Below are 18525 nucleotides of genomic sequence, written 5' to 3' on the forward strand. Positions count from 1 at the left end.
GCGCGAGCAGATCGTCCGAGTGAAGTTTTAGCAGCAAATGCAGTACCGCAGGCCCGGCAACGGACCTGCACCGTGCGGTGGCCGATGTCACCGTGTTTGAAACCCCATCCTCTACCGGGCTTTACAATCCGCCCTCGTGGCAATAGCGCCGGCAAGATGGTTACAGGAGCAAAAAATGGATCTGATCCAGCAACTCGAGCAAGAAGAGATCGCGCGTCTCGCCAAGAACATTCCCGACTTCGCCCCCGGCGACACCGTGATTGTCAACGTGAACGTGGTTGAAGGTACCCGCAAGCGCGCTCAGGCTTACGAAGGCGTGGTCATCGCCCGCCGTAACCGTGGTCTGAACTCCAACTTCATCGTCCGCAAGATTTCTTCGGGCGAAGGCGTTGAGCGTACCTTCCAGCTGTACTCGCCGCTGATCGCCTCGATCGAAGTCAAGCGTCGTGGTGACGTGCGTCGTGCCAAGCTGTACTACCTGCGCGAACGTTCGGGCAAGTCGGCACGTATCAAGGAAAAGCTGCCCAGCCGTGCGGCAAAGGCTGCTGCTGCCGAGTAATCGGTCGCCTGTTGATGCGTCAGGAAAAGGGGTGTCTCGCGACGCCCCTTTTTCGTTTCTGACCCCCGATTGAAGTCCTGACAACCTCACGATCAAGCGAGCACAACGTGGCCAGTTTCGATCCCGTCAATCTGCCTGTAGATGCCGTCGCCGGCGAAACTGCGCTGGAGGCCGCGCGCCTGAATGCCGACTGGCTGCGCCAGCGCTTCGCCGACCCGCCGCGCTGGGAGCCCGAGCACAGCGGCGACCAGATGGCGCGCCTGGCCGAGTCCAAGGGACGCTTCCGGTTGGCCTCGGTGCTGATCCCGATCGTGCTGCGCGAGGAGGGGATGACGGTTCTCTTCACTCAGCGTACAGCTGACCTGAAGGATCACGCAGGACAGATCAGTTTCCCCGGCGGCCGCCGCGAAGACTATGACGGTTCGGCCATCGAGACCGCCCTGCGCGAGACCGAAGAAGAAATCGGCCTGGCGCGCCAGCACATTGAAGTCATCGGCTCGCTGCCCGATTACTTCACCGGCACCGGTTATCGGGTCACGCCCGTGGCCGGACTGATACAGCCGCCGTTCGAGGCCGTGGGCGATCCGCGCGAAGTGGCCGAGATCTTCGAAGTGCCACTGGCTTTCCTCATGGATGGCCTGAACCACCAGCGCCGTTCCGTCGAGCTGCCGGCACCGGTAGGCCGGCGCAGCTTCTACACCATGCCCTATGACCGTTACTTCATCTGGGGGGCGACTGCGGGCATGCTGCGCAACCTGTTCCACTTCCTGCGCAGCTAGCGACAGGATTTGTCGCCTCACAGCTACGCAATGTCGCTGTTAATGTTCAAATAAGTAAAAATCCGTGACATAGCGCGTTTGATTGTGGTCAACGAATCAATTGTTTGATTCCCCTCTTGCACTGCGCTATCGTACGGCCTACAGAGACCCCTAAGGCAGCTTGATGACATTTCTTTCCATTCTCTTTGCGCTGTTAATCGAGCAACTCAAACCGCTGCGCGCAGACAATCCGGTCTACGCGTCGATCAAGTCTTTCGCGGCCACCATTGAAGGCTGGTTCAACGCTGGCCACGCCCATCACGGTCGCCTGGGCTGGGTGGTGATGGTAGGGGCGCTGACGGTGCCGGTGGCGCTGGTCTACTGGCTGCTGCTGCATGTGAGCCTGGTGGCGGCCTTTGCCTGGAACGTGCTGGTGGTCTACATGACCCTGGGCTTCCGCCATTACAGCCATTACTTCACTTCCATCCAGCTTGCGTTGAACAGTGGCGACGAGATGACCGCCCGCACCCTGCTGGCCGAATGGACCAAGCAGGACACCACGGCGATGGATGTGAGCGAAATTTCGCGCATCGCCTCCGAGCGCGCCCTCATCACCACGCATCGCCACGTCTTTGGCGTGTTCTTCTGGTTCCTGATGCCGGTCGGCCCGGCGCTGGCGGTGATGTACCGTGTAGCTGAATACCTCTCGCGCGCGTGGAACGAGCCGGATCACATGAAATATGAAGCTTTCGGCCGCTTTGCCGCCCAGGCCTTCTACTGGATCGACTGGATTCCGGCGCGCCTGACGGCCTCGGCCTTTGCGGTGGTCGGCAACTTCGAGGATGCCATCTACGCCTGGCGCAACTTCGCCAGCCGCTGGGACGACGAAGCCGCCGGCATCATCCTGGCCGCCGGTGGCGGTGCCATGGGTGTGCGCTTCGGTACCGAGAAGGAAGCGGCCGCCGGCATCATCCTGCCGGCCGATGCTGCTACCGTCGATTCCATGGCGGAAGAAACTGATGGCCTGCCCGGCGATACCCCCTCGCCGCGCACCCTGCAGAGCACCGTGGGCCTGGTCTGGCGCGCCTTGCTGCTGTGGATGTTCCTGTTGCTGCTGCTGTCGGTGGCGGTGTGGATGGGCTAAGCACTGGTCCTTCAAGAAGCGGGCTCAGGCCCGCTTTGTTTTTGGGAACGCGATTCGCGCCAACCCGGTATACTTCGCACTTCACTTCAGAAGGCCGCCACGTGCAGGGATCGTACCTTGCCCGCAGACCATGAGCGGCACGCAGTAGCCGGGGGAGACCGGTAGAAGCCAAGTCTTCTATAAGATATAATACTCACTACCGCAGGCACCCAGGCAGTGGATCGCCGAGGCACCGCGGACTCCAGGGCTCCGGTCCCACCAGGACAAGGGCATTCGGTTGCAAGCGCTTTAGAAGAATGCATGTATGGCTGATCCCATCAAACCCGCAAACGCACCGGCCAAAGAATTCATCATCCTGGGCAAGACCTCGGATGGCCGGCAGTTCCGCCCCAGCGACTGGGCGGAGCGCCTGTGCGGCGTGATGTCGTGCTTCCGTCCCGAAGGCAGTGGCGGTCGCAATGCACACCTGAAATATTCTCCCTACGTGCTGCCCACCCACATCGATGGCGTGCGCTCGGTGGTGGTCAACGAAGCCCTGCGCGAGCTGGAGCCGCTGGCCTATCACTTCGTGGTCAACTTCGCCAAGGACAACGACCTGCAAGTGGTCGAGGCCTGTGTGCTGCCGGATCCGCCCAAGGACAACAAGGCCGGCTGATTGCCTGGCCGCGCAATGCCGTACCCTCGCCAGCTACATGCCGCCGCTTCCTGCGGGCGGTCCCGCCAGCAGTTACACTAGATGTCATATCGTCGGTCTCGTTGGTGACTCAGTCTTCCGCTTGCGCCAGAGTCTCACGGGATCATCGGGCCGCCTGCGGCCCTCTCATCACGGAGAACCAGCATCATGAACCACCGCATGGAGCGCGACACCTTTGGCCTGATCGAAGTCCCTGCCGATCGCCTGTGGGGCGCGCAGACCGAACGTTCGCTGCACCACTTCCATATTTCCACCGAGCGCATGTCGGCCGAGCTGATCGTGGCCCTGGCCGCCGTCAAGCGCGCCTGTGCCGCCGTCAACCGCGACCTGGGCAAGCTGGACGGCAAGAAGGCCGACGCCATCATCGCGGCGGCCGATGAGGTCATCGCCGGCAAGCATCCGCTGGAGTTTCCGCTGTCGGTCTGGCAGACCGGTTCCGGCACCCAGAGCAACATGAACATGAACGAGGTGCTGGCCAACCGCGCCTCCGAACTGCTGGGCGGCATGCGCGGCGAAGACCGCCTGATCCACCCCAATGACGACGTCAACCGTGGCCAGTCCTCCAATGACATCTTCCCGACCGCCATGCACGTGGCGGCCTGCATGGCCGTGGCCACGCACCTGATTCCCTCGCTGCACACCCTGCGCGCCACGCTGGCGGACAAGTCCGCGCAGTTTGCCGACATCGTCAAGATCGGCCGCACCCACCTGCAGGACGCCACGCCGCTGACGCTGGGCCAGGAGTTCTCGGGCTACGTGGCCCAGCTCGATCATGCCGAGTCGGCCATCATCGCCAGCCTCAACGCCATCTCCGAGCTGGCCGCTGGCGGCACTGCGGTCGGCACGGGTTTGAACGCGCATCCCGAATTCGGCGAGCGTGTGGCGGCCGAGCTGGCCAAGTATTTCGGTTTCCCCTTCAAGACCGCGCCCAACAAGTTTGCCGCGCTGGCCGGGCATGATGCCCTGGTGGCCGCGCACGGCGGACTCAAGACCCTGGCAGCGGCCATGATGAAGATCGCCAACGACGTGCGCTGGCTGGCTTCCGGTCCGCGTTCGGGGCTGGGCGAGATCACCATCCCCGAGAATGAACCGGGCAGTTCCATCATGCCGGGCAAGGTCAACCCGACCCAATGCGAAGCCATGACCATGCTGTGCGCACAGGTGTTCGGCAATGATGTGGCGCTCAACATTGGCGGTGCCAGCGGCAACTTCGAGCTCAACGTGTTCAAGCCGGTGATTATTCACAACTTCCTGCAGAGCGTTCGTCTGCTGGGCGACGGCATGGCCAGCTTCGAGGAGCACTGCGCGCGCGGCATCGAAGCCAACCACAGCCGCATCGGCGAGCTGATGGAAAAGTCGCTCATGCTGGTGACGGCCCTGGCCCCGCACATTGGTTACGACAAGGCTGCCAAGATCGCCAAACAGGCGCATCACGACGGCACCACCCTGAAGCAGGCAGCGCTGGCGCTCGGTTATGTGACGGAAGAGCAGTTTGCCGAGTGGATCAAGCCGGAGCAGATGACGCGGCCTGGTTGAGCGTGATATAGTTGGCTGGTTGCAGGGGCGCTGGAGGCTTTAAGTTACCCAGGACTGCGACCATAAACGGCCTTGAAAAAGGCCGTTTTGTTTCAGGTCTTGCTTCCATGCGACGCTGCTTGCTGATTCAAAAGCCAAAGCACGCATGGTCGCCGACCGGCTTGCCTTGCCGGATTTCGTATTCGCACGTGGGTTGTTGTGCTGCATCGGTAGTCACCCGCGTTACGGACCGTCTGATGTTATCAGCGGATTGCGTGTCAATCGCCTGATCGATGAGTTGATCATGCAGACGTATCTCGCATTCTTGGTAGGTGTAGCGATTGATGATCTGTTTGCTGGCGCTGTCGTAGAGGACTTCGACCAGAAGCCGGGTTTGCGTATCCAGCATGAGGGGGGCGTGATTTCCGAGGAAGCAGATGCTTGTCTTGGTGATGCCGTAGTAAGCGATGGAAGGGATTCTTCCCCGCGCATCCAGCGTCAATGCGAGGATCTGAACATCTCCCCAGTTGGTTTGCGCCACGGAGAATGAAGGTCGATGGGCTCCTGGAGGGGGAAGAGTGATTTCGCGAAGTATTCCTCCGATCTTGATGTTCGCCTTTTTGACGCGACCGCTTGCCGGGACCGTCTTGACGAGAGCTATCTTCTTCTTTTCGATGTCTGTGGCGACAGTAGCGCAGGGCACGAAAAAAGCGAGAAAAATGGAGAATGTCATCCTTTTCATTTTTTTCTCACTTCAGTAGCAATTTGCTGATGAAGCGGAATTTGTCCAGCCGATCCTCTCTGCTAAGGGGCGGATACTCAGGCAGATCTCTTCGTCCGGGGCCGCGATTGATCACTCTTCCCACCTCGTCAACCACTGCCTCCGACTCGCCTTTTCTGGCAGATCGCCTTACGTCGTTGGTGCGCCAGTACCAGCACGAGGCCGCAAACGAAAGGTAAGAGTCGGAACTCAGAATCTCGGGGGCACTGACTACATCGACTGTCCTGATGTATCGATTCAGATAAAAATTGAACGCCTTGTAATTGGTTTCAGATGTGATTTGAACAAAGCCTCTGCCCTTGTAGCGGGAGGCGCTGCTGGCATACTTTGACGGGAGTTCCGTCATCAGCCTCATCTCCGCTGATTCGTGAGCGCCTTGCGCCAGGTAATGCGCCTGCTCCAGACGATCCGTTACGCCCCATTGCAGCATCGTTTTGTTGAGATTGATGCGATGTGTCTTGACGGTCTCCTGATCGGTATTGGGCATGATCCGCACAAGTTCAGCTTCACTCAGCCACATGCATTTTGCGAGTTGTTCGATGAATCGCAGGGGATGTGCATGCCAGACACGTTTGGAATCAGGAAGACCCGCCACATCTTCCCAGAAGGCAATGCGCTCGATGTGCTTCGTCAGCGCGGCAAACTGATCCATGGTGAGTTTTTGAGCGCCGAACTCATCTGTGGTTACCCGCTGGAATCGAACCGGAATGTCCGTCTTGCTCCATTCTGTCGGATGACTGGCGATCAGGCCGCTAATTTTTTCTTCGTTTTTGCCAGCGATCCTATTGATGCCAACCGACGAATCAGTTTCTGATGTCGATGGTTTTGTCAGAGCTAGTAGACCTTCATCATCAACTACGCCGTCCAAACTGTTTTGAGCGGCTGTCTCTGCAAAGGCCTGGAAGCCCGCCCAGTCTGCGTCACTGGTGAACTTGATGTCATCCGCTTTAGTCCAGTACAGCCTGTCCTTGTCTGGCACATAAAGCGGGATCCAGAATGTTCCTCGATACTCCCGCTTGATAAACTCTTCATCCTTCAGCCATGGAGCCATCCATGGCACCACCACCGTTCCAGCGGGCAAGATGTGCTCGTTTTTAACGGGATTGTTGGCGAACGCGATCAGGCTGTCGGTTTTGGGGAGGAACTGCTTTACGACACTTTTTTTGCCTTTTCGGTGCAAAGACGATGTTTCGACCATTTCCTCCGTGATCTGATCTTCGCTGACCCAATAGTGGTCACTTTTCACCCGTATTTTGTAATAACCCCCCCTCCGGCTGATGCGGCGCGACTTCAAGAGGCATGGAGGTATCTACAGCAAACATCTGTTCCGTCAGCAAGTCATTCAGGACGGATTGCGCCTGCGTGAGCAGACATTTTCCCCATATGGTCTTGTTCACGTTCTTGAGGAATGCGTTGTCGCCAAAGAAAATTTCAAAGTGGAAGCCTTTGGCTGGCGTGGTCAGGTTGTCGGGAATGCTCCCGCAATAACCAAGGATGTCGCCTCTGCGGACGCGTGCCGAGCCGACGCCGGAAATGACTGCGCCATTCGCGGTTGGCTCGATGACCTCTTCGCGCGCTGGTTCGATGACCGGGCGTTTCTTCTTGTCAAACACGGGCTGTCCGTCTTTTACCAGCGGCCGTGCCGGGATGATTTTCCGGATGAAATTCAGACCAGGAAGTTGGCCCGTTTTGAGTTCTTGGAAGGCACGTAAATGCATATAGAGGGAATAAAAGACCAAGCTGCTCGTTCCCAGTACTGTTTGGCCGAGTTCCGCTTCATGCTTTAACAGCACAAAACTCCGCGAATAGGTCGACTGATTAAAAAACGCATCTGAGGTGTCGTTCGCATCGTAACGATAGGCGACCAGTTCACCGTCTGCGATCGCCCGTATCGGCGCATTTCTGTCGGTGGGATGGATATGGAGGCCGCCGTGCCAGAATCGGTTCTTGCCAATCAGGTAGGGGCCGCTGAGAATTCCGCTGTTGTTAAAAAGAGTGTCAGGTACGACGCGTTGCTCGTTGCCGGCGACATACGGCAGTTCAATGGGGTAGGTGATGATCATGGCGTTGAAGTGGGCGAAGCTGAGGAGTTGGTAGGCGGCAGTGGGGCAGGCGCGTGCCACATGCTGCAGTTGGCGGCTCACATCATCATGGGACACCACGAAGCGGACGAGCCGAATTTGCGATACTAGAAGGCAAAACGTCAGTCCCGGTTGGTCGAAGGCGAAGAAAGCCGTGTGAGCGGAATTTTTTCGATCTGGTGGACGCGATAGTAATGGCAGCTAGGCAGAGGAATCAGAGAAACAACAACGAGCCCTCCTGCATGGTTCTGCCTTGGCCATTCCGAACTTGCAAAGCCTTTTCAACCCCGTGTATATCTCTGTTGATTAGGGTTACGAATTGAAACATCTCAAGATTTCACCGCAGCCCCGGCGTATATTGCTTTCCTGCGCCAGATGCGTCTGCAGGCCGCACCAGGCAAGGATTGCAGGCTGATACGGTCGCGTGGGGAACGCGGCCTTGATGCCATCCGGCAAGCAGTCCAATTATTCTGAGACACACCCAAGGGCAAGAACATGAAAAAACTAGCGGCAATTGGCGTTTGTGGCGTGCTGGCGGTAGCCGGCCTGGTCGCCAGCGCCTCGGCCTATGCGCACGGGCGCTTCTATGGTGGCGTGGTGATCGGCGGACCGGTGTGGGTGCCGCCCCCGGTCTACTATCCGCCGCCGGTGTATTACCCGCCGCCGGTCTACGTGGAGCGGGCCCCCGCACCGGTCTACGTGGAACCGCAGCGCCAGGACTACTGGTACTACTGCGCCGAGTCCAAGTCCTACTATCCCTACGTCCAGAACTGCCCCAGCCCCTGGATGAAAGTGGTACCCAATACCCCCGGCGTGCCGGGCAGTGCGCCGCCGCAGTGAGGCAGATCGCCTGAGCCGTATTTCGCCGATCCCCCCGACAAAGGAAACATCGTGAAACCCCTCTACAAAACCGCCGCCACCGTGACCGCCGTCGGTGCCATGCTGGCACTGGGCGGCTGCGTGAGCGTGCCGACCGGCCCGTCGGTGATGGCCATGCCCGGCAAGGACAAGACCTACGAACAGTTCCGCGCCGACCAGCAGCAATGCCAGCAATACGCCCAGGACGCCATCGGCGGCCAGGCTGCGCAGACCCAGAACAATGCCGCCAACAGCGCCGCGGTCGGCACCGCCGTGGGTGCCGTGGCCGGTGCCCTCATCGGCGCGGCCTCGGGCAATGCCGGTGCGGGTGCGGCCATCGGTGCCGGCGGTGGCTTGCTGGTGGGCAGTGCCGCCGGCAGCAATGCCGCGGCGGGAGGCAATTACTCGATGCAGCAGCGCTACGACATGACCTACACCCAGTGTATGTACAGCAAGGGCAACCAGGTGCAGCAGCCGGTGCAGACCACCACCGTCTATACCTACCACCCGCGCTACTACTACGCACCGCCGCCGCCCCCGGGGTATTACGGCCCGCCGCCGGTGTATTACGGTCCGCCACCGGGTGCGTATTGAGCCCGCGCACAAGCCAAGCCGAGCCAAGTGTCTGAACCGCCTGCCTGCAGGCGGTTTTTTCTTATGCAACGCAACATGGGGCGCTGCCGGTGCTATACTCGCCGCCATGCTTTTCCGAAAAGATCAACTTGCGAAAACCCAGCATTGGTGGCGCGCCTGAACGAGGCGGCCCGTTTTCACACAGCTTGACCATGTGACCATGATGCCGCCGGTTCCGGCGGCATTGTTTCTTCAGCTTCGGGACCGGCGGCATTCCAGAGATTAACGATCAGGAATGACCATGTCTTCGAACGCCACGAGCTCCACCCCTACCACCAGCAGCCTGCCCGTCGTCCTCACCGGTGACCGTCCTACCGGTCCCCTGCACCTGGGCCATTACATCGGCTCGCTCAAGTCGCGCGTGGCGCTGCAGGAAACCTCGCGCCAGTTCCTGCTGCTGGCCGATACCCAGGCCATGACCGACAACGTCGGCCGCCACCAGAAGGTCACCGACAACGTGCTCGAAGTGGCGCTGGACTACCTGGCCGTGGGCATCGATCCCGAGAAGTCGACCATCTTCATCCAGTCCCAGGTGCGTGAGCTCTACGAGCTGTCGATGGTGCTGCTGAACCTGGTGACGGTCTCGCGCCTGGAACGCAACCCCACCATCAAGGAAGAGATCCGCCTGCGCGGCTTCGAGCGCGACATCCCGGCCGGCTTTTTGACCTATCCGGTCAGCCAGGCCGCCGACATCACCGCCTTCAAGGGCCAGCTGGTGCCGGTGGGCAGCGACCAGTTGCCCATGATCGAGCAGACCAATGAACTGGTGCGCAAATTCAACGCCACCGTGGACCGCGAAGTGCTGGTCGAGTGCAAGGAAGTCCTCTCCGAAACCGGCCGCCTGCCCGGCATCGACGGCAAGGCCAAGATGAGCAAGTCGCTGGGCAACTCGATCGCCCTGGGCGCGACCCCGGCCGAGATCAAGCAGGCCGTGCACCGCATGTACACCGACCCCAACCACCTGCGCGTGGATGATCCGGGCCAGGTCGAGGGCAATGTGGTCTTCACCTTCCTGGACGCCTTCGACCCCGACCGCGATGCCGTGGCGGAACTGAAGGCCCACTACACCCGGGGCGGACTGGGCGACAGCGTGGTCAAGCGCCGCCTCGAAGGCATCCTGCAGGAGCTGCTGGAACCGATCCGCACCCGCCGCGAAGAATTCGCCAAGGATCGCGGCGAAGTGCTGGCGATCTTGAAGCGCGGCACCGAACGCGCCAGCGCCGTGGCCGCGCAGACCATGTCGGAAGTCAACGCCGCCCTCGGCCTGAACTACTTCGGTTGAGCTGGTCAAGGCCTTTGGGGCCCGGATATGAAAACCGCCGCATCCCGTCAGGGTTTGCGGCGGTTTTTTCATCTCCGGGTGAAGGATTTCACCGATTTTTGGCAGGCGTCATCGGCGGCAATTCCAGCAGCACTTCCAGTCCGCCTTCGGCCAGGTTGCGCAGGCGCAGCTGGCCGTGATGGTTCTCGGCGATATTGAGCGCAATGGTCAGCCCCAGCCCGGTGCCGCCGGTATCGCGCGAGCGCGAGGTCTCCAGGCGATAGAAGGGTTCGAACACCGCCTCCAGTTCGGACTCCGGAATACCCGGCCCCTGGTCGCGGATGCGGATGGCGATCTTCTGCTGTTCCAGCGCGATGGACACCCGCGCCGACTTGCCGTACTTGCAGGCATTGTCGATCAGGTTGGTCAGGCAGCGCCGCAGTGCGCCCGGCTGGGCCAGCACGAAGGCGCGTGTGCTGCCTTGCAGGGCCACATCCTGGCCGCCATCGGCGGCGTCGGCGCAGACGCTGTCGAGCAGGGAATCGATATCCAGCGCCTGGATCTTCTCGGAGGAATCCATGCTGCGCGCCAGGTCCAGTCCTTCCCGCACCATGCCGTGCATCACGCCCAGGTCATCGATGAGCTTCTGCTGCAGCGGGGCATCGGTGACTTTCTCCAGCCGCAGCCGCATGCGCGTCAACGGGGTCTGCAGGTCATGCGTGATGGCCGCCAGCATGTGGGTACGATGCTGGATCTGGCGGCGGATGCGCGCCTGCATGGCATTGAAGGCGTGGGCCGCCTGGCGGATCTCGGTCGGTCCCGTCTCGGGCAGCGGTGCATGGTCGATGTCGCTGCCCAGGCGTGAAGCGGCTTGTGCCAGCTGGCGGATCGGGCGCGTGGCCATGCGCGCCACCAGCCAGGCCAGCATGGCGATCAGGACCAGGAACAGCAGGATGTATTGCAGCCCGAACAGACCGGCCGGCCCGCCCGGCCCACGCCCGCGCAGGGCAGGGGGCTCGCCCGGCTGGTGCAGGCGCAGGCGCATGAGGGCCTGGTCATGCAGGCTGATGTAGATGACGCGGCAGGTATCGCGGCGCGGTCCGCGTCCGTCGTCGGCACGCAAGGGCGGGCACTCGCTCTCGCGCTGCACGGCAATCTTGCGGTCTTCGCCCAGGCGTGCCTGCAGCATCTCGATCAGCGGGCTGGTGCTGGCATTGGGGCCGATGGCGTCGTTCATGTCCTCCACCATGCGTGCCTCGAAGCCGAAGTTGGTGGCGGCCTGCAGCACGATGGGGCGCTGCGCCGGCGGGATGTCGTCCACCGCCTGCACGATCTGTTCGACACGGTCGGCCAGGTGCTGGAAGCGCAGCTCGCGCAAGGTATTGCGGCGCTCGTTGCCGGCCAGCCAGTTGGTGGCGAACACTGCCACCACGATCCCGCCCAGGAGCAGGAAGAAGATGCGGTTGCCGATGGAGCCGAGGAAATTCTTCATGCCAACCGGCCTGCGCCTTCGGCCGTGACCGTGGTGGCCAGTACATAACCTTCATTGCGCACGGTCTTGATGATGGTCGGCGTGCGGGCATCGTCGCCCAGCTTCTGGCGCAGGCGGCTGATCTGGATATCTACCGAACGATCGAAGGGGTCCGATTCGCGGCCTTGCGTGAGTTCCAGCAACTGGTCGCGATTGAGCACGCGGTTGGGATGGTCGAGGAACACCTTCAGCAACCGGAACTCGGCCCCCGACAAGGCCACCACCACGCCATCCTTGTTGACCAGGTGGCGTGCGGTCAGGTCCAGCGTCCAGCCCGCAAAGCGCATGGTCGCCACATCCGGCTGGGCCATGTTGGGCGGCAGCGCCTGGGTGCGGCGCAGGACGCTACGGATGCGGGCAAACAGTTCGCGCGGCTCGAAGGGCTTGGCCAGGTAATCATCGGCCCCCATTTCCAGGCCGAGGATGCGGTCCAGCGGCTCGCCGCGTGCGGTCAGCATGATGACCGGCACCGAGGAGGTGGCGCGCAGGTTGCGGCACAGGGTCAGGCCGTCCTCGCCCGGCAGGGTCAGGTCCAGCACGATCAGGTCTACCCGCGACTCTTCCAGCACGCGGCGCATCTCGCTGCCATTGGTGGCGGTGAGGGTGCGCAGGCCGTTGCTGTCCAGGTATTCGGCCAGCAGGGTGCGGATGTCGCGGTCATCGTCGACGATGAGGATGTGAGTATTTGTATCCATGGATCGCATTATGCCGAACTTGTCCGTGCGTGCAGGGCGGATTTGTATCGGGTCTTTACAAGGAGCGGGCCAGAAATAAAACGATACCTGCGAGCCTCCCGCATATACAAAACGATACAAATGACGCCACAGCAGAAAAACCGTTGATACACGCCGCCGGTTTAATGGGAACCATGCCAAGGCAGCACGTCGCTGCCGGACGCATCAGAGCACCATCCCCTGAAAGGAGCAAGCCATGTTGACAATGAAAAACCGTATTCTGGCCGGCATCGCCGCCGTGAGCATCAGCGTCGTGACCCTGTCGGCCTTCGCCCAGATGCCTCCGGACGGCCCCCGCGGCCATGCCCCGAGCCCGGAACAGATCGCCAAATTCGAGCAGATGCGCGCCAAGCACCAGGCCGAGCTGCACGACAAGCTCAAGATCACCGCCTCCCAGGAAGCCGCCTGGAAGCTCTTCCTTGACAAGACCAAGCCGGCCCCCTTCGACCAGGCCGGCCGTCCCAACAAGGACGAATGGGCCAAGCTGTCCACCCCGGAACGCCTGGACAAGCAGCTCGACATGATGCGCAAGCGTGAAGCCTTCGCCGAGCAGCGCATCGCCGCCACCAAGGACTTCTACGCGACGCTCTCGCCGGAACAGCAGAAGATCTTTGATGCCGAACACGCCAAGATGGAACGCCATCGCTGGGAAAAGATGGAGCACATGCGCCACGGCGACCGCAAGGGTCCCCCGCGTGACGGCAAGCCGGCACCGGACGCCCCGCCGGCCAAGTAAGCCAGGCCTGGCAGGACCTGCCGCCGCGCCGCAAAGCCTGAGTCCGGCGCGGCGTGCAGTCCCACCCTACAGCCTTGCGGTGGTCCGCAAGGCTGTTCTTGTTGGCTCATCGTGCAATGCGGGCAATTGCTGGGTACACTGCGTGCCAGCCCGGTTGCGGGATGGCTGGCGCACGATGTTGTACTGCGGTCATCCTGGCCGGAGAGAATAACGGCGGGCGGCCCGGCTCCGGCAGGAAGGGCCGCCTTCCCTTGTGCTTTCGGCGATCGCTGGCCCGGCCGCGAAGGGCTGAAAACTGTACGGAGAAGCGTACGGAAGACCGTATGGAAAAGCGTACAGAAAAATGAGCAGAAAGCAGTACAGGAACCTGTACTGAGAGAAATACAGAAAAAAGCGCAGATAAATGTCAGCGGGCTGCCATGGTGGCAGCCCGCTGACGTGATTACTTGATGACGTGAACGGTTCACCGGTTTTCCTGACATGACAAATACTCCCAATTCCAAGCAGCCGTCTCCCTCCAACGTTTCGTCTCGCGGCAGCATCCTGCGCCGCTGGTGGTTCTGGGTGCTGGTCGCGGCGCTGGCGGCCGGTGGCGGCTACAAGTGGTGGTCCAAGAAGAAGGCCGATCAGGAGCAGATGGCCGCCATGGGCGGCCCGGGCGGGCGCCCCGGCGCGGGTGGCCCTGGCGGGCCGGGCGCACGCCGTCCGGGTGGTCCCGGTGCCTTCGCTGGCCAGACCATGCCGGTCGGCGTGGCCAAGGCCCAGGTACAGAATGTCGATGTCTTCCTCAATGGCCTAGGGGCGGTGACCCCGACGGCCACGGCCACCGTGCGGGCCCGCGTGGACGGACAACTGATGAAGCTGCATTACAAGGAAGGCCAGGTGGTCAAGGCCGGCGATGTGCTGGCCGAGATCGATCCGCGCTCGCTGCAGGCCGCGCTGACCCAGGCCGAAGGGCAACTGGCGCGCGACCGCGCCTTGCTGGCCTCGGCCCGCCTGGACCTGAAGCGCTACCAGACCCTGCTGTCGCAGGACTCGATCGCCAGCCAGCAGGTCGATACCCAGGCCGCACTGGTCAAGCAATACGAAGGCACGGTCAAGGCCGATGAGGGCAGCGTCGCCAGCGCCCGCCTGCAACTGTCATTCACCCGCGTGACCGCGCCGATCAGCGGCCGCCTCGGCCTGCGCCAGGCCGACGTGGGCAACAACGTCACCACCGGCGACACCAACGGGCTGGTCATCATTACGCAACTGCAGCCGATCACGGCCATCTTCAGCATCCCCGAAGACAATATCCCCAAGGTCTTGCAGCAACTGCAGAGCGGCCGCAAGCTGCCGGCCCAGGCCTGGGACCGCGAGCAGAAGAAGAAACTGGCCGATGGCGTGCTGCTGACCATCGACAACGTGGTGGATTCGACCACCGGCACCGTCAAGCTCAAGGCGCAATTCCCCAATACCGATTACGCGCTCTTCCCCAGCCAGTTCGTCAACATCCGCCTGCAGCTCAAGACCGAGGAGGGCGCCATCGTCATCCCGACGGCCGCTATCCAGCGCGGTTCGAAGGGGCTGTTCGTGTACGTGGTCAAGGAAGACAACACCGTCACCGTGCGTCCGGTCAAGACTGGTCCGGTGCAGGATGACCAGACCGTCATCACCGAGGGCATCGCTGCCGGTGAAACCGTGGTCATCGATGGTATCGACCGCCTGCGCGAAGGCGCCAAGGTCGAAGCAGTGGCACGCGGCGGCGCGGATGATCCGGCCAACAAGCTGACCACCGAGAATCCCGAACGTCGCCATGGCAAGCGTGGCCAGGGCGGTGAGGGCGGACAGGGCGGGCAGGGCGGGCAGGGCGGTCAAGCCAACCTGAGTCCGGAAGAACGCCAGAAACGCTGGGCCGAGATCAACAAGCGCATCGACGCCGGTGAATTCGGCGAAGAGATCAAGAAGCTGCCCGAAGACCAGCGTCGCCAGAAGATGATGGAGCTGCGCCGCCAGCGTGAAGCGGCTGCCGGTGGTGGCAACGGCAGCAATACCCCCGCCAACAATGCAGGCAACGCCAACGGCGCCAAGTAAGCACAAGGCTCACGCATGAATCCCTCGCGCCAGTTCATCCTGCGGCCGGTCGCCACATCCTTGCTGATGCTGGCGATCCTGCTGGTGGGCATCGTGGCCTACCGGCTCCTGCCGCTGTCGGCCCTGCCCGAAGTCGATTACCCGACCATCCAGGTGGTCACGCTCTATCCCGGCGCCAGTCCGGACGTGATGACCTCCTCGGTCACCGCGCCGCTGGAACGCCAGTTCGGCCAGATGCCGGGCCTGAAGCAGATGTCCTCCACCAGCTCCGGCGGGGCGTCGGTGATCACGCTTCAATTCAATCTGGATCTGAGCCTCGACGTGGCCGAGCAGGAAGTGCAGGCCGCCATCAATGCCGGCAGCAACCTGCTGCCCTCGGACCTGCCGATGCCGCCGGTCTACAGCAAGGTCAATCCGGCCGATACGCCCATCATCACGCTGGCGGTGACCTCCAAAACCATTCCCTTGCCCAAGGTGCAGGACCTGATCGATACCCGCCTGGCGCAAAAGATTTCGCAATTGTCCGGCGTTGGTCTGGTGAGCCTGTCGGGCGGCCAGCGTCCGGCCGTGCGCATGCAGTTGAATCCGCGTGCGGTAGCCGCGCTCGGGCTCAACCTGGATGACGTGCGCACCGCCATTGGCAACGCCAACGTCAACCAGGCCAAGGGCAGTTTCGACGGCCCCACGCGCGCCTCCACCATCGACGCCAACGACCAGCTGCGTTCGGCCGATGAATACCGCAATCTCATCATTGCCTACAAGAACGGTGCGCCCATCCGCGTCTCGGATGTGGCCGATGTGATCGATGGTGCAGAAAACGTCCGCCTGGGCGCCTGGGCCAACCAGCAGCCGGCGGTGATCGTGAACATCCAGCGCCAGCCGGGTGCCAACGTGATCGCCGTGGTCGACAGCATCAAGAAGATCCTCCCGCAGCTGCAGGCCAGCCTGCCGGGCGCCATCGATGTCCATATCCTGACCGACCGCACCACTACCATCCGCGCTTCGGTGGAGGACGTGAAGTTCGAACTGCTGCTCTCGGTGGCGCTGGTGGTGATGGTGATCTTCGTCTTCCTGCGCAACGTGCCGGCCACCATCATTCCCAGCGTGGCGGTGCCGTTGTCGCTGGTGGGCACCTTTGCGGTGATGTACCTGACGGGTTTTTCGATCAACAACCTCACGCTCATGGCGCTGACCATTGCCACCGGCTTCGTGGTCGATGATGCCATCGTGATGATCGAGAATATTTCGCGCTACATCGAAGAGGGCATGAAGCCCATGCAGGCGGCCCTGAAGGGCGCGGAGCAGATCGGCTTCACCATCATCTCGCTGACCTTTTCGCTCATTGCAGTGCTGATCCCGCTGCTCTTCATGGGTGATGTGGTCGGCCGCCTGTTCCACGAATTCGCGGTCACGCTGGCGGTCTCCATCCTGATCTCGGCGGTGGTCTCGCTGACCCTCACCCCGATGATGTGCGCGCGCCTGCTGCGCCACCAGCCGGAAGAAGAGCAGGGCTGGTTCTATCACAAGAGCCAGGCCTTCTTCGACCGTATCATCGTGCGCTATGGCGTGATGCTGGAATGGGTACTGGAGCGCCAGAAGCTGACGCTCCTGGTGGCCGTGGCAACGCTGGGCCTGACCGTGCTGCTGTACGTGTTCGTGCCCAAGGGCTTCTTCCCGCTGCAGGATACGGGCGTGATCCAGGGCATCTCGGAGGCCACGCAATCGATCTCCTTCGGTGCCATGGGCGAGAAGCAGCAGCAGCTGGCCAAGGTGGTGCTGGAAGATCCGGCCGTGGAAAGCCTCTCCTCCTTCATCGGTGTGGATGGCACCAACGCCACGCTCAACAGCGGCCGCATGCTCATCAACCTGAAGCCGCATGAAGAGCGCGATGTCTCGGCCGCCGATGTAATCCGCCGCCTGCAACCCAAGCTCACGCAGGCGGTGCCGGGCGTGACGCTCTACATGCAACCGGTGCAGGACCTGACCATCGAAGACAGCGTCTCGCGCACGCAATACCAGTTCACGCTGGAAGACGCCGATCCCGGCACGCTGAGCACCTGGGTGCCCAAGCTGATCGCACGCCTGCAGCAGCTGCCACAGCTGGAAGACGTGGCCACCAACCTGCAGGACCAGGGCCTGCAGGCCTATATCGAGATCGACCGCAATGCCGCATCGCGCCTGGGCATCACCACGGCTGCCATCGACAATGCGCTCTACAACGCCTTCGGCCAGCGGCTCATTTCCACCATCTACACGCAATCGAACCTGTATCGCGTGGTGATGGAGGTCAAGCCGGAATTCCAGCGCGGCCCCGAGGCACTGGACAGCATCTACCTGGTCACCTCGGCCGGCGGCAAGGTCCCGCTGTCCTCGATTGCCACCGTCACCGAACGCACGGCCCCGCTGGTGGTGAACCACATCGGCCAGTTCCCGGCGGCCACCGTCTCCTTCAACCTGGCCAAGGGCGCATCGCTGGGCGAAGCAGTCAAGGCCATCAAGGCGGCCGAAGACGAGATCGGCATGCCCGACTCCACCGTCACCAATTTCCAGGGTGCGGCACTGGCCTTCCAGGCGTCGCTGTCCAATACGCTGTGGCTGATCCTGGCGGCCATCATCACCATGTACATCGTGCTGGGCGTGCTCTATGAGAGCTACATCCATCCCATCACCATCCTCTCCACCTTGCCTTCTGCGGGTGTGGGCGCGCTGCTCTCGCTGATGATCTCGGGCACCGATCTGGGCATCATCGGCATCATCGGCATCATCCTCCTGATCGGCATCGTCAAGAAGAACGCCATCATGATGATCGACTTCGCGCTGGAAGCCGAGCGGCACCAGGGCAAGAGTCCGCGCGAGGCGATCTACCAGGCTTGCCTGCTGCGCTTCCGTCCCATCCTGATGACAACCATGGCCGCGCTCCTCGGTGCGCTGCCGCTGATGCTGGGCACCGGTGTCGGTTCCGAGCTGCGCCAGCCGCTGGGCATCACCATGGTCGGCGGTCTCTTGGTATCGCAGGTGCTGACCTTGTTCACCACGCCGGTGATCTATCTCGGTTTCGACAGCCTGGGCCGCCGCCTGCGTGCGCGCTTCGGGCAGCGTGAGCCGGGCCATGGCGGCGAGGATGACGATGACGGCAAGCCGGCCACGCTGCCGCCGGCGGTGTAAGC

General features: G+C 62.0%; 16 protein-coding genes. 11 read left to right on the forward strand and 5 right to left on the reverse strand.

All coding sequences use genetic code 11. The features are described 5' to 3' along the window. Positions 1 to 175: 175 nt before the first annotated feature. From rplS to fumC, 5 genes are all read left to right on the forward strand, one after another. Positions 176 to 559: a 50S ribosomal protein L19 gene (gene rplS, locus ACLRDN_RS07445; protein ID WP_008327243.1), complete on the forward strand. Its 384-nt coding sequence runs from the start codon at positions 176 to 178 to the stop codon at positions 557 to 559. 107 nt (positions 560 to 666) lie between these two features. Further along, positions 667 to 1338 (forward strand): CoA pyrophosphatase, encoded by a 672-nt coding sequence (locus ACLRDN_RS07450; protein WP_134221848.1) that lies wholly within the window; start codon positions 667 to 669, stop codon positions 1336 to 1338. A gap of 163 nt (positions 1339 to 1501) precedes the next feature. Beyond that, on the forward strand, positions 1502 to 2461 hold the full coding sequence (locus tag ACLRDN_RS07455; RefSeq protein WP_413459614.1) for a CobD/CbiB family protein: 960 nt from the start codon (positions 1502 to 1504) through the stop codon (positions 2459 to 2461). A 304-nt stretch (positions 2462 to 2765) separates the two neighbouring features. After that, complete coding sequence (locus ACLRDN_RS07460) at positions 2766 to 3116, forward strand: DUF3579 domain-containing protein (RefSeq protein ID WP_008327247.1); 351 nt, start codon at positions 2766 to 2768, stop codon at positions 3114 to 3116. Positions 3117 to 3302: 186 nt separating this feature from the next. After that, the gene (fumC, locus tag ACLRDN_RS07465) at positions 3303 to 4691 is read left to right on the forward strand and encodes a class II fumarate hydratase (RefSeq protein ID WP_413459615.1); all 1389 of its coding nucleotides are present in this window, start codon (positions 3303 to 3305) and stop codon (positions 4689 to 4691) included. Positions 4692 to 4818: 127 nt separating this feature from the next. Here the strand turns inward: fumC and ACLRDN_RS07470 are convergent, their stop codons facing one another. The 3 genes from ACLRDN_RS07470 to ACLRDN_RS07480 are packed head-to-tail and all read right to left on the reverse strand — an operon-like array spanning position 4819 to position 7595. Continuing rightward, positions 4819 to 5403, reverse strand: coding sequence for a hypothetical protein (locus ACLRDN_RS07470; RefSeq protein ID WP_413459616.1), 585 nt, complete (start codon positions 5401 to 5403; stop codon positions 4819 to 4821). A gap of 16 nt (positions 5404 to 5419) precedes the next feature. Then, positions 5420 to 6697, reverse strand: coding sequence for a glycoside hydrolase family 19 protein (locus tag ACLRDN_RS07475; protein WP_413459617.1), 1278 nt, complete (start codon positions 6695 to 6697; stop codon positions 5420 to 5422). Then, entirely contained in the window at positions 6687 to 7595 is a 909-nt protein-coding gene (locus ACLRDN_RS07480; protein WP_413459618.1) for a hypothetical protein, read from the reverse strand. Before ACLRDN_RS07480 ends, ACLRDN_RS07475 begins: the two co-directional genes overlap by 11 nt. A gap of 432 nt (positions 7596 to 8027) precedes the next feature. Here ACLRDN_RS07480 and ACLRDN_RS07485 point away from each other — a divergent pair, with 432 nt between their 5' ends. The 3 genes from ACLRDN_RS07485 to trpS all read left to right on the forward strand — a co-directional run bounded on the left by ACLRDN_RS07485 (position 8028) and on the right by trpS (position 10305). Beyond that, a complete protein-coding gene (locus ACLRDN_RS07485) occupies positions 8028 to 8372 on the forward strand; it encodes a hypothetical protein (protein ID WP_413459619.1) in 345 nt (114 codons plus the stop codon). A gap of 51 nt (positions 8373 to 8423) precedes the next feature. Beyond that, positions 8424 to 8984 carry a glycine zipper family protein gene (locus ACLRDN_RS07490; protein ID WP_413459620.1) on the forward strand — a complete coding sequence of 187 codons (561 nt, stop codon included), beginning with the start codon at positions 8424 to 8426 and terminating at the stop codon, positions 8982 to 8984. Between the two features lie 280 nt (positions 8985 to 9264). After that, positions 9265 to 10305: a tryptophan--tRNA ligase gene (gene trpS, locus ACLRDN_RS07495; RefSeq protein ID WP_134221854.1), complete on the forward strand. Its 1041-nt coding sequence runs from the start codon at positions 9265 to 9267 to the stop codon at positions 10303 to 10305. 88 nt (positions 10306 to 10393) lie between these two features. Here trpS and ACLRDN_RS07500 read toward each other — a convergent pair whose 3' ends face one another. Both ACLRDN_RS07500 and ACLRDN_RS07505 read right to left on the reverse strand, forming a co-directional pair. Continuing rightward, positions 10394 to 11776: an ATP-binding protein gene (locus tag ACLRDN_RS07500; RefSeq protein ID WP_413459621.1), complete on the reverse strand. Its 1383-nt coding sequence runs from the start codon at positions 11774 to 11776 to the stop codon at positions 10394 to 10396. Further along, positions 11773 to 12510, reverse strand: coding sequence for a response regulator (locus tag ACLRDN_RS07505; RefSeq protein ID WP_413459622.1), 738 nt, complete (start codon positions 12508 to 12510; stop codon positions 11773 to 11775). The genes ACLRDN_RS07500 and ACLRDN_RS07505 overlap by 4 nt, the downstream gene beginning before the upstream one ends. Before the next feature lie 235 nt (positions 12511 to 12745). Between ACLRDN_RS07505 and ACLRDN_RS07510 the strand changes: the two genes are divergently transcribed. The 3 genes from ACLRDN_RS07510 to ACLRDN_RS07520 all read left to right on the forward strand — a co-directional run bounded on the left by ACLRDN_RS07510 (position 12746) and on the right by ACLRDN_RS07520 (position 18523). Continuing rightward, complete coding sequence (locus tag ACLRDN_RS07510; RefSeq protein WP_310836210.1) at positions 12746 to 13285, forward strand: Spy/CpxP family protein refolding chaperone; 540 nt, start codon at positions 12746 to 12748, stop codon at positions 13283 to 13285. A 480-nt stretch (positions 13286 to 13765) separates the two neighbouring features. Continuing rightward, a complete protein-coding gene (locus ACLRDN_RS07515) occupies positions 13766 to 15358 on the forward strand; it encodes an MdtA/MuxA family multidrug efflux RND transporter periplasmic adaptor subunit (protein ID WP_413459623.1) in 1593 nt (530 codons plus the stop codon). Between the two features lie 15 nt (positions 15359 to 15373). Continuing rightward, the gene (locus ACLRDN_RS07520) at positions 15374 to 18523 is read left to right on the forward strand and encodes an MdtB/MuxB family multidrug efflux RND transporter permease subunit (RefSeq protein ID WP_413459624.1); all 3150 of its coding nucleotides are present in this window, start codon (positions 15374 to 15376) and stop codon (positions 18521 to 18523) included. Positions 18524 to 18525 lie beyond the last annotated feature (2 nt).

This window comes from Herbaspirillum huttiense (genome assembly GCF_047300815.1).
GTDB classification, from domain to species: domain Bacteria; phylum Pseudomonadota; class Gammaproteobacteria; order Burkholderiales; family Burkholderiaceae_D; genus Herbaspirillum; species Herbaspirillum huttiense_A.

Bases quoted from the DNA above. Each gene is read 5' to 3' on its own strand.
- rplS (WP_008327243.1), top strand. From the start codon at position 176: ATGGATCTGATCCAGCAACTCGAGCAAGAAGAGATCGCGCGTCTCGCC.
- ACLRDN_RS07470 (WP_413459616.1), bottom strand. From the start codon at position 5,403: ATGACATTCTCCATTTTTCTCGCTTTTTTCGTGCCCTGCGCTACTGTC.
- trpS (WP_134221854.1), top strand. From the start codon at position 9,265: ATGTCTTCGAACGCCACGAGCTCCACCCCTACCACCAGCAGCCTGCCC.
- fumC (WP_413459615.1), top strand. From the start codon at position 3,303: ATGAACCACCGCATGGAGCGCGACACCTTTGGCCTGATCGAAGTCCCT.
- ACLRDN_RS07455 (WP_413459614.1), top strand. From the start codon at position 1,502: ATGACATTTCTTTCCATTCTCTTTGCGCTGTTAATCGAGCAACTCAAA.
- ACLRDN_RS07500 (WP_413459621.1), bottom strand. From the start codon at position 11,776: ATGAAGAATTTCCTCGGCTCCATCGGCAACCGCATCTTCTTCCTGCTC.
- ACLRDN_RS07460 (WP_008327247.1), top strand. From the start codon at position 2,766: ATGGCTGATCCCATCAAACCCGCAAACGCACCGGCCAAAGAATTCATC.
- ACLRDN_RS07520 (WP_413459624.1), top strand. From the start codon at position 15,374: ATGAATCCCTCGCGCCAGTTCATCCTGCGGCCGGTCGCCACATCCTTG.
- ACLRDN_RS07485 (WP_413459619.1), top strand. From the start codon at position 8,028: ATGAAAAAACTAGCGGCAATTGGCGTTTGTGGCGTGCTGGCGGTAGCC.
- ACLRDN_RS07510 (WP_310836210.1), top strand. From the start codon at position 12,746: ATGTTGACAATGAAAAACCGTATTCTGGCCGGCATCGCCGCCGTGAGC.
- ACLRDN_RS07515 (WP_413459623.1), top strand. From the start codon at position 13,766: ATGACAAATACTCCCAATTCCAAGCAGCCGTCTCCCTCCAACGTTTCG.
- ACLRDN_RS07505 (WP_413459622.1), bottom strand. From the start codon at position 12,510: ATGGATACAAATACTCACATCCTCATCGTCGACGATGACCGCGACATC.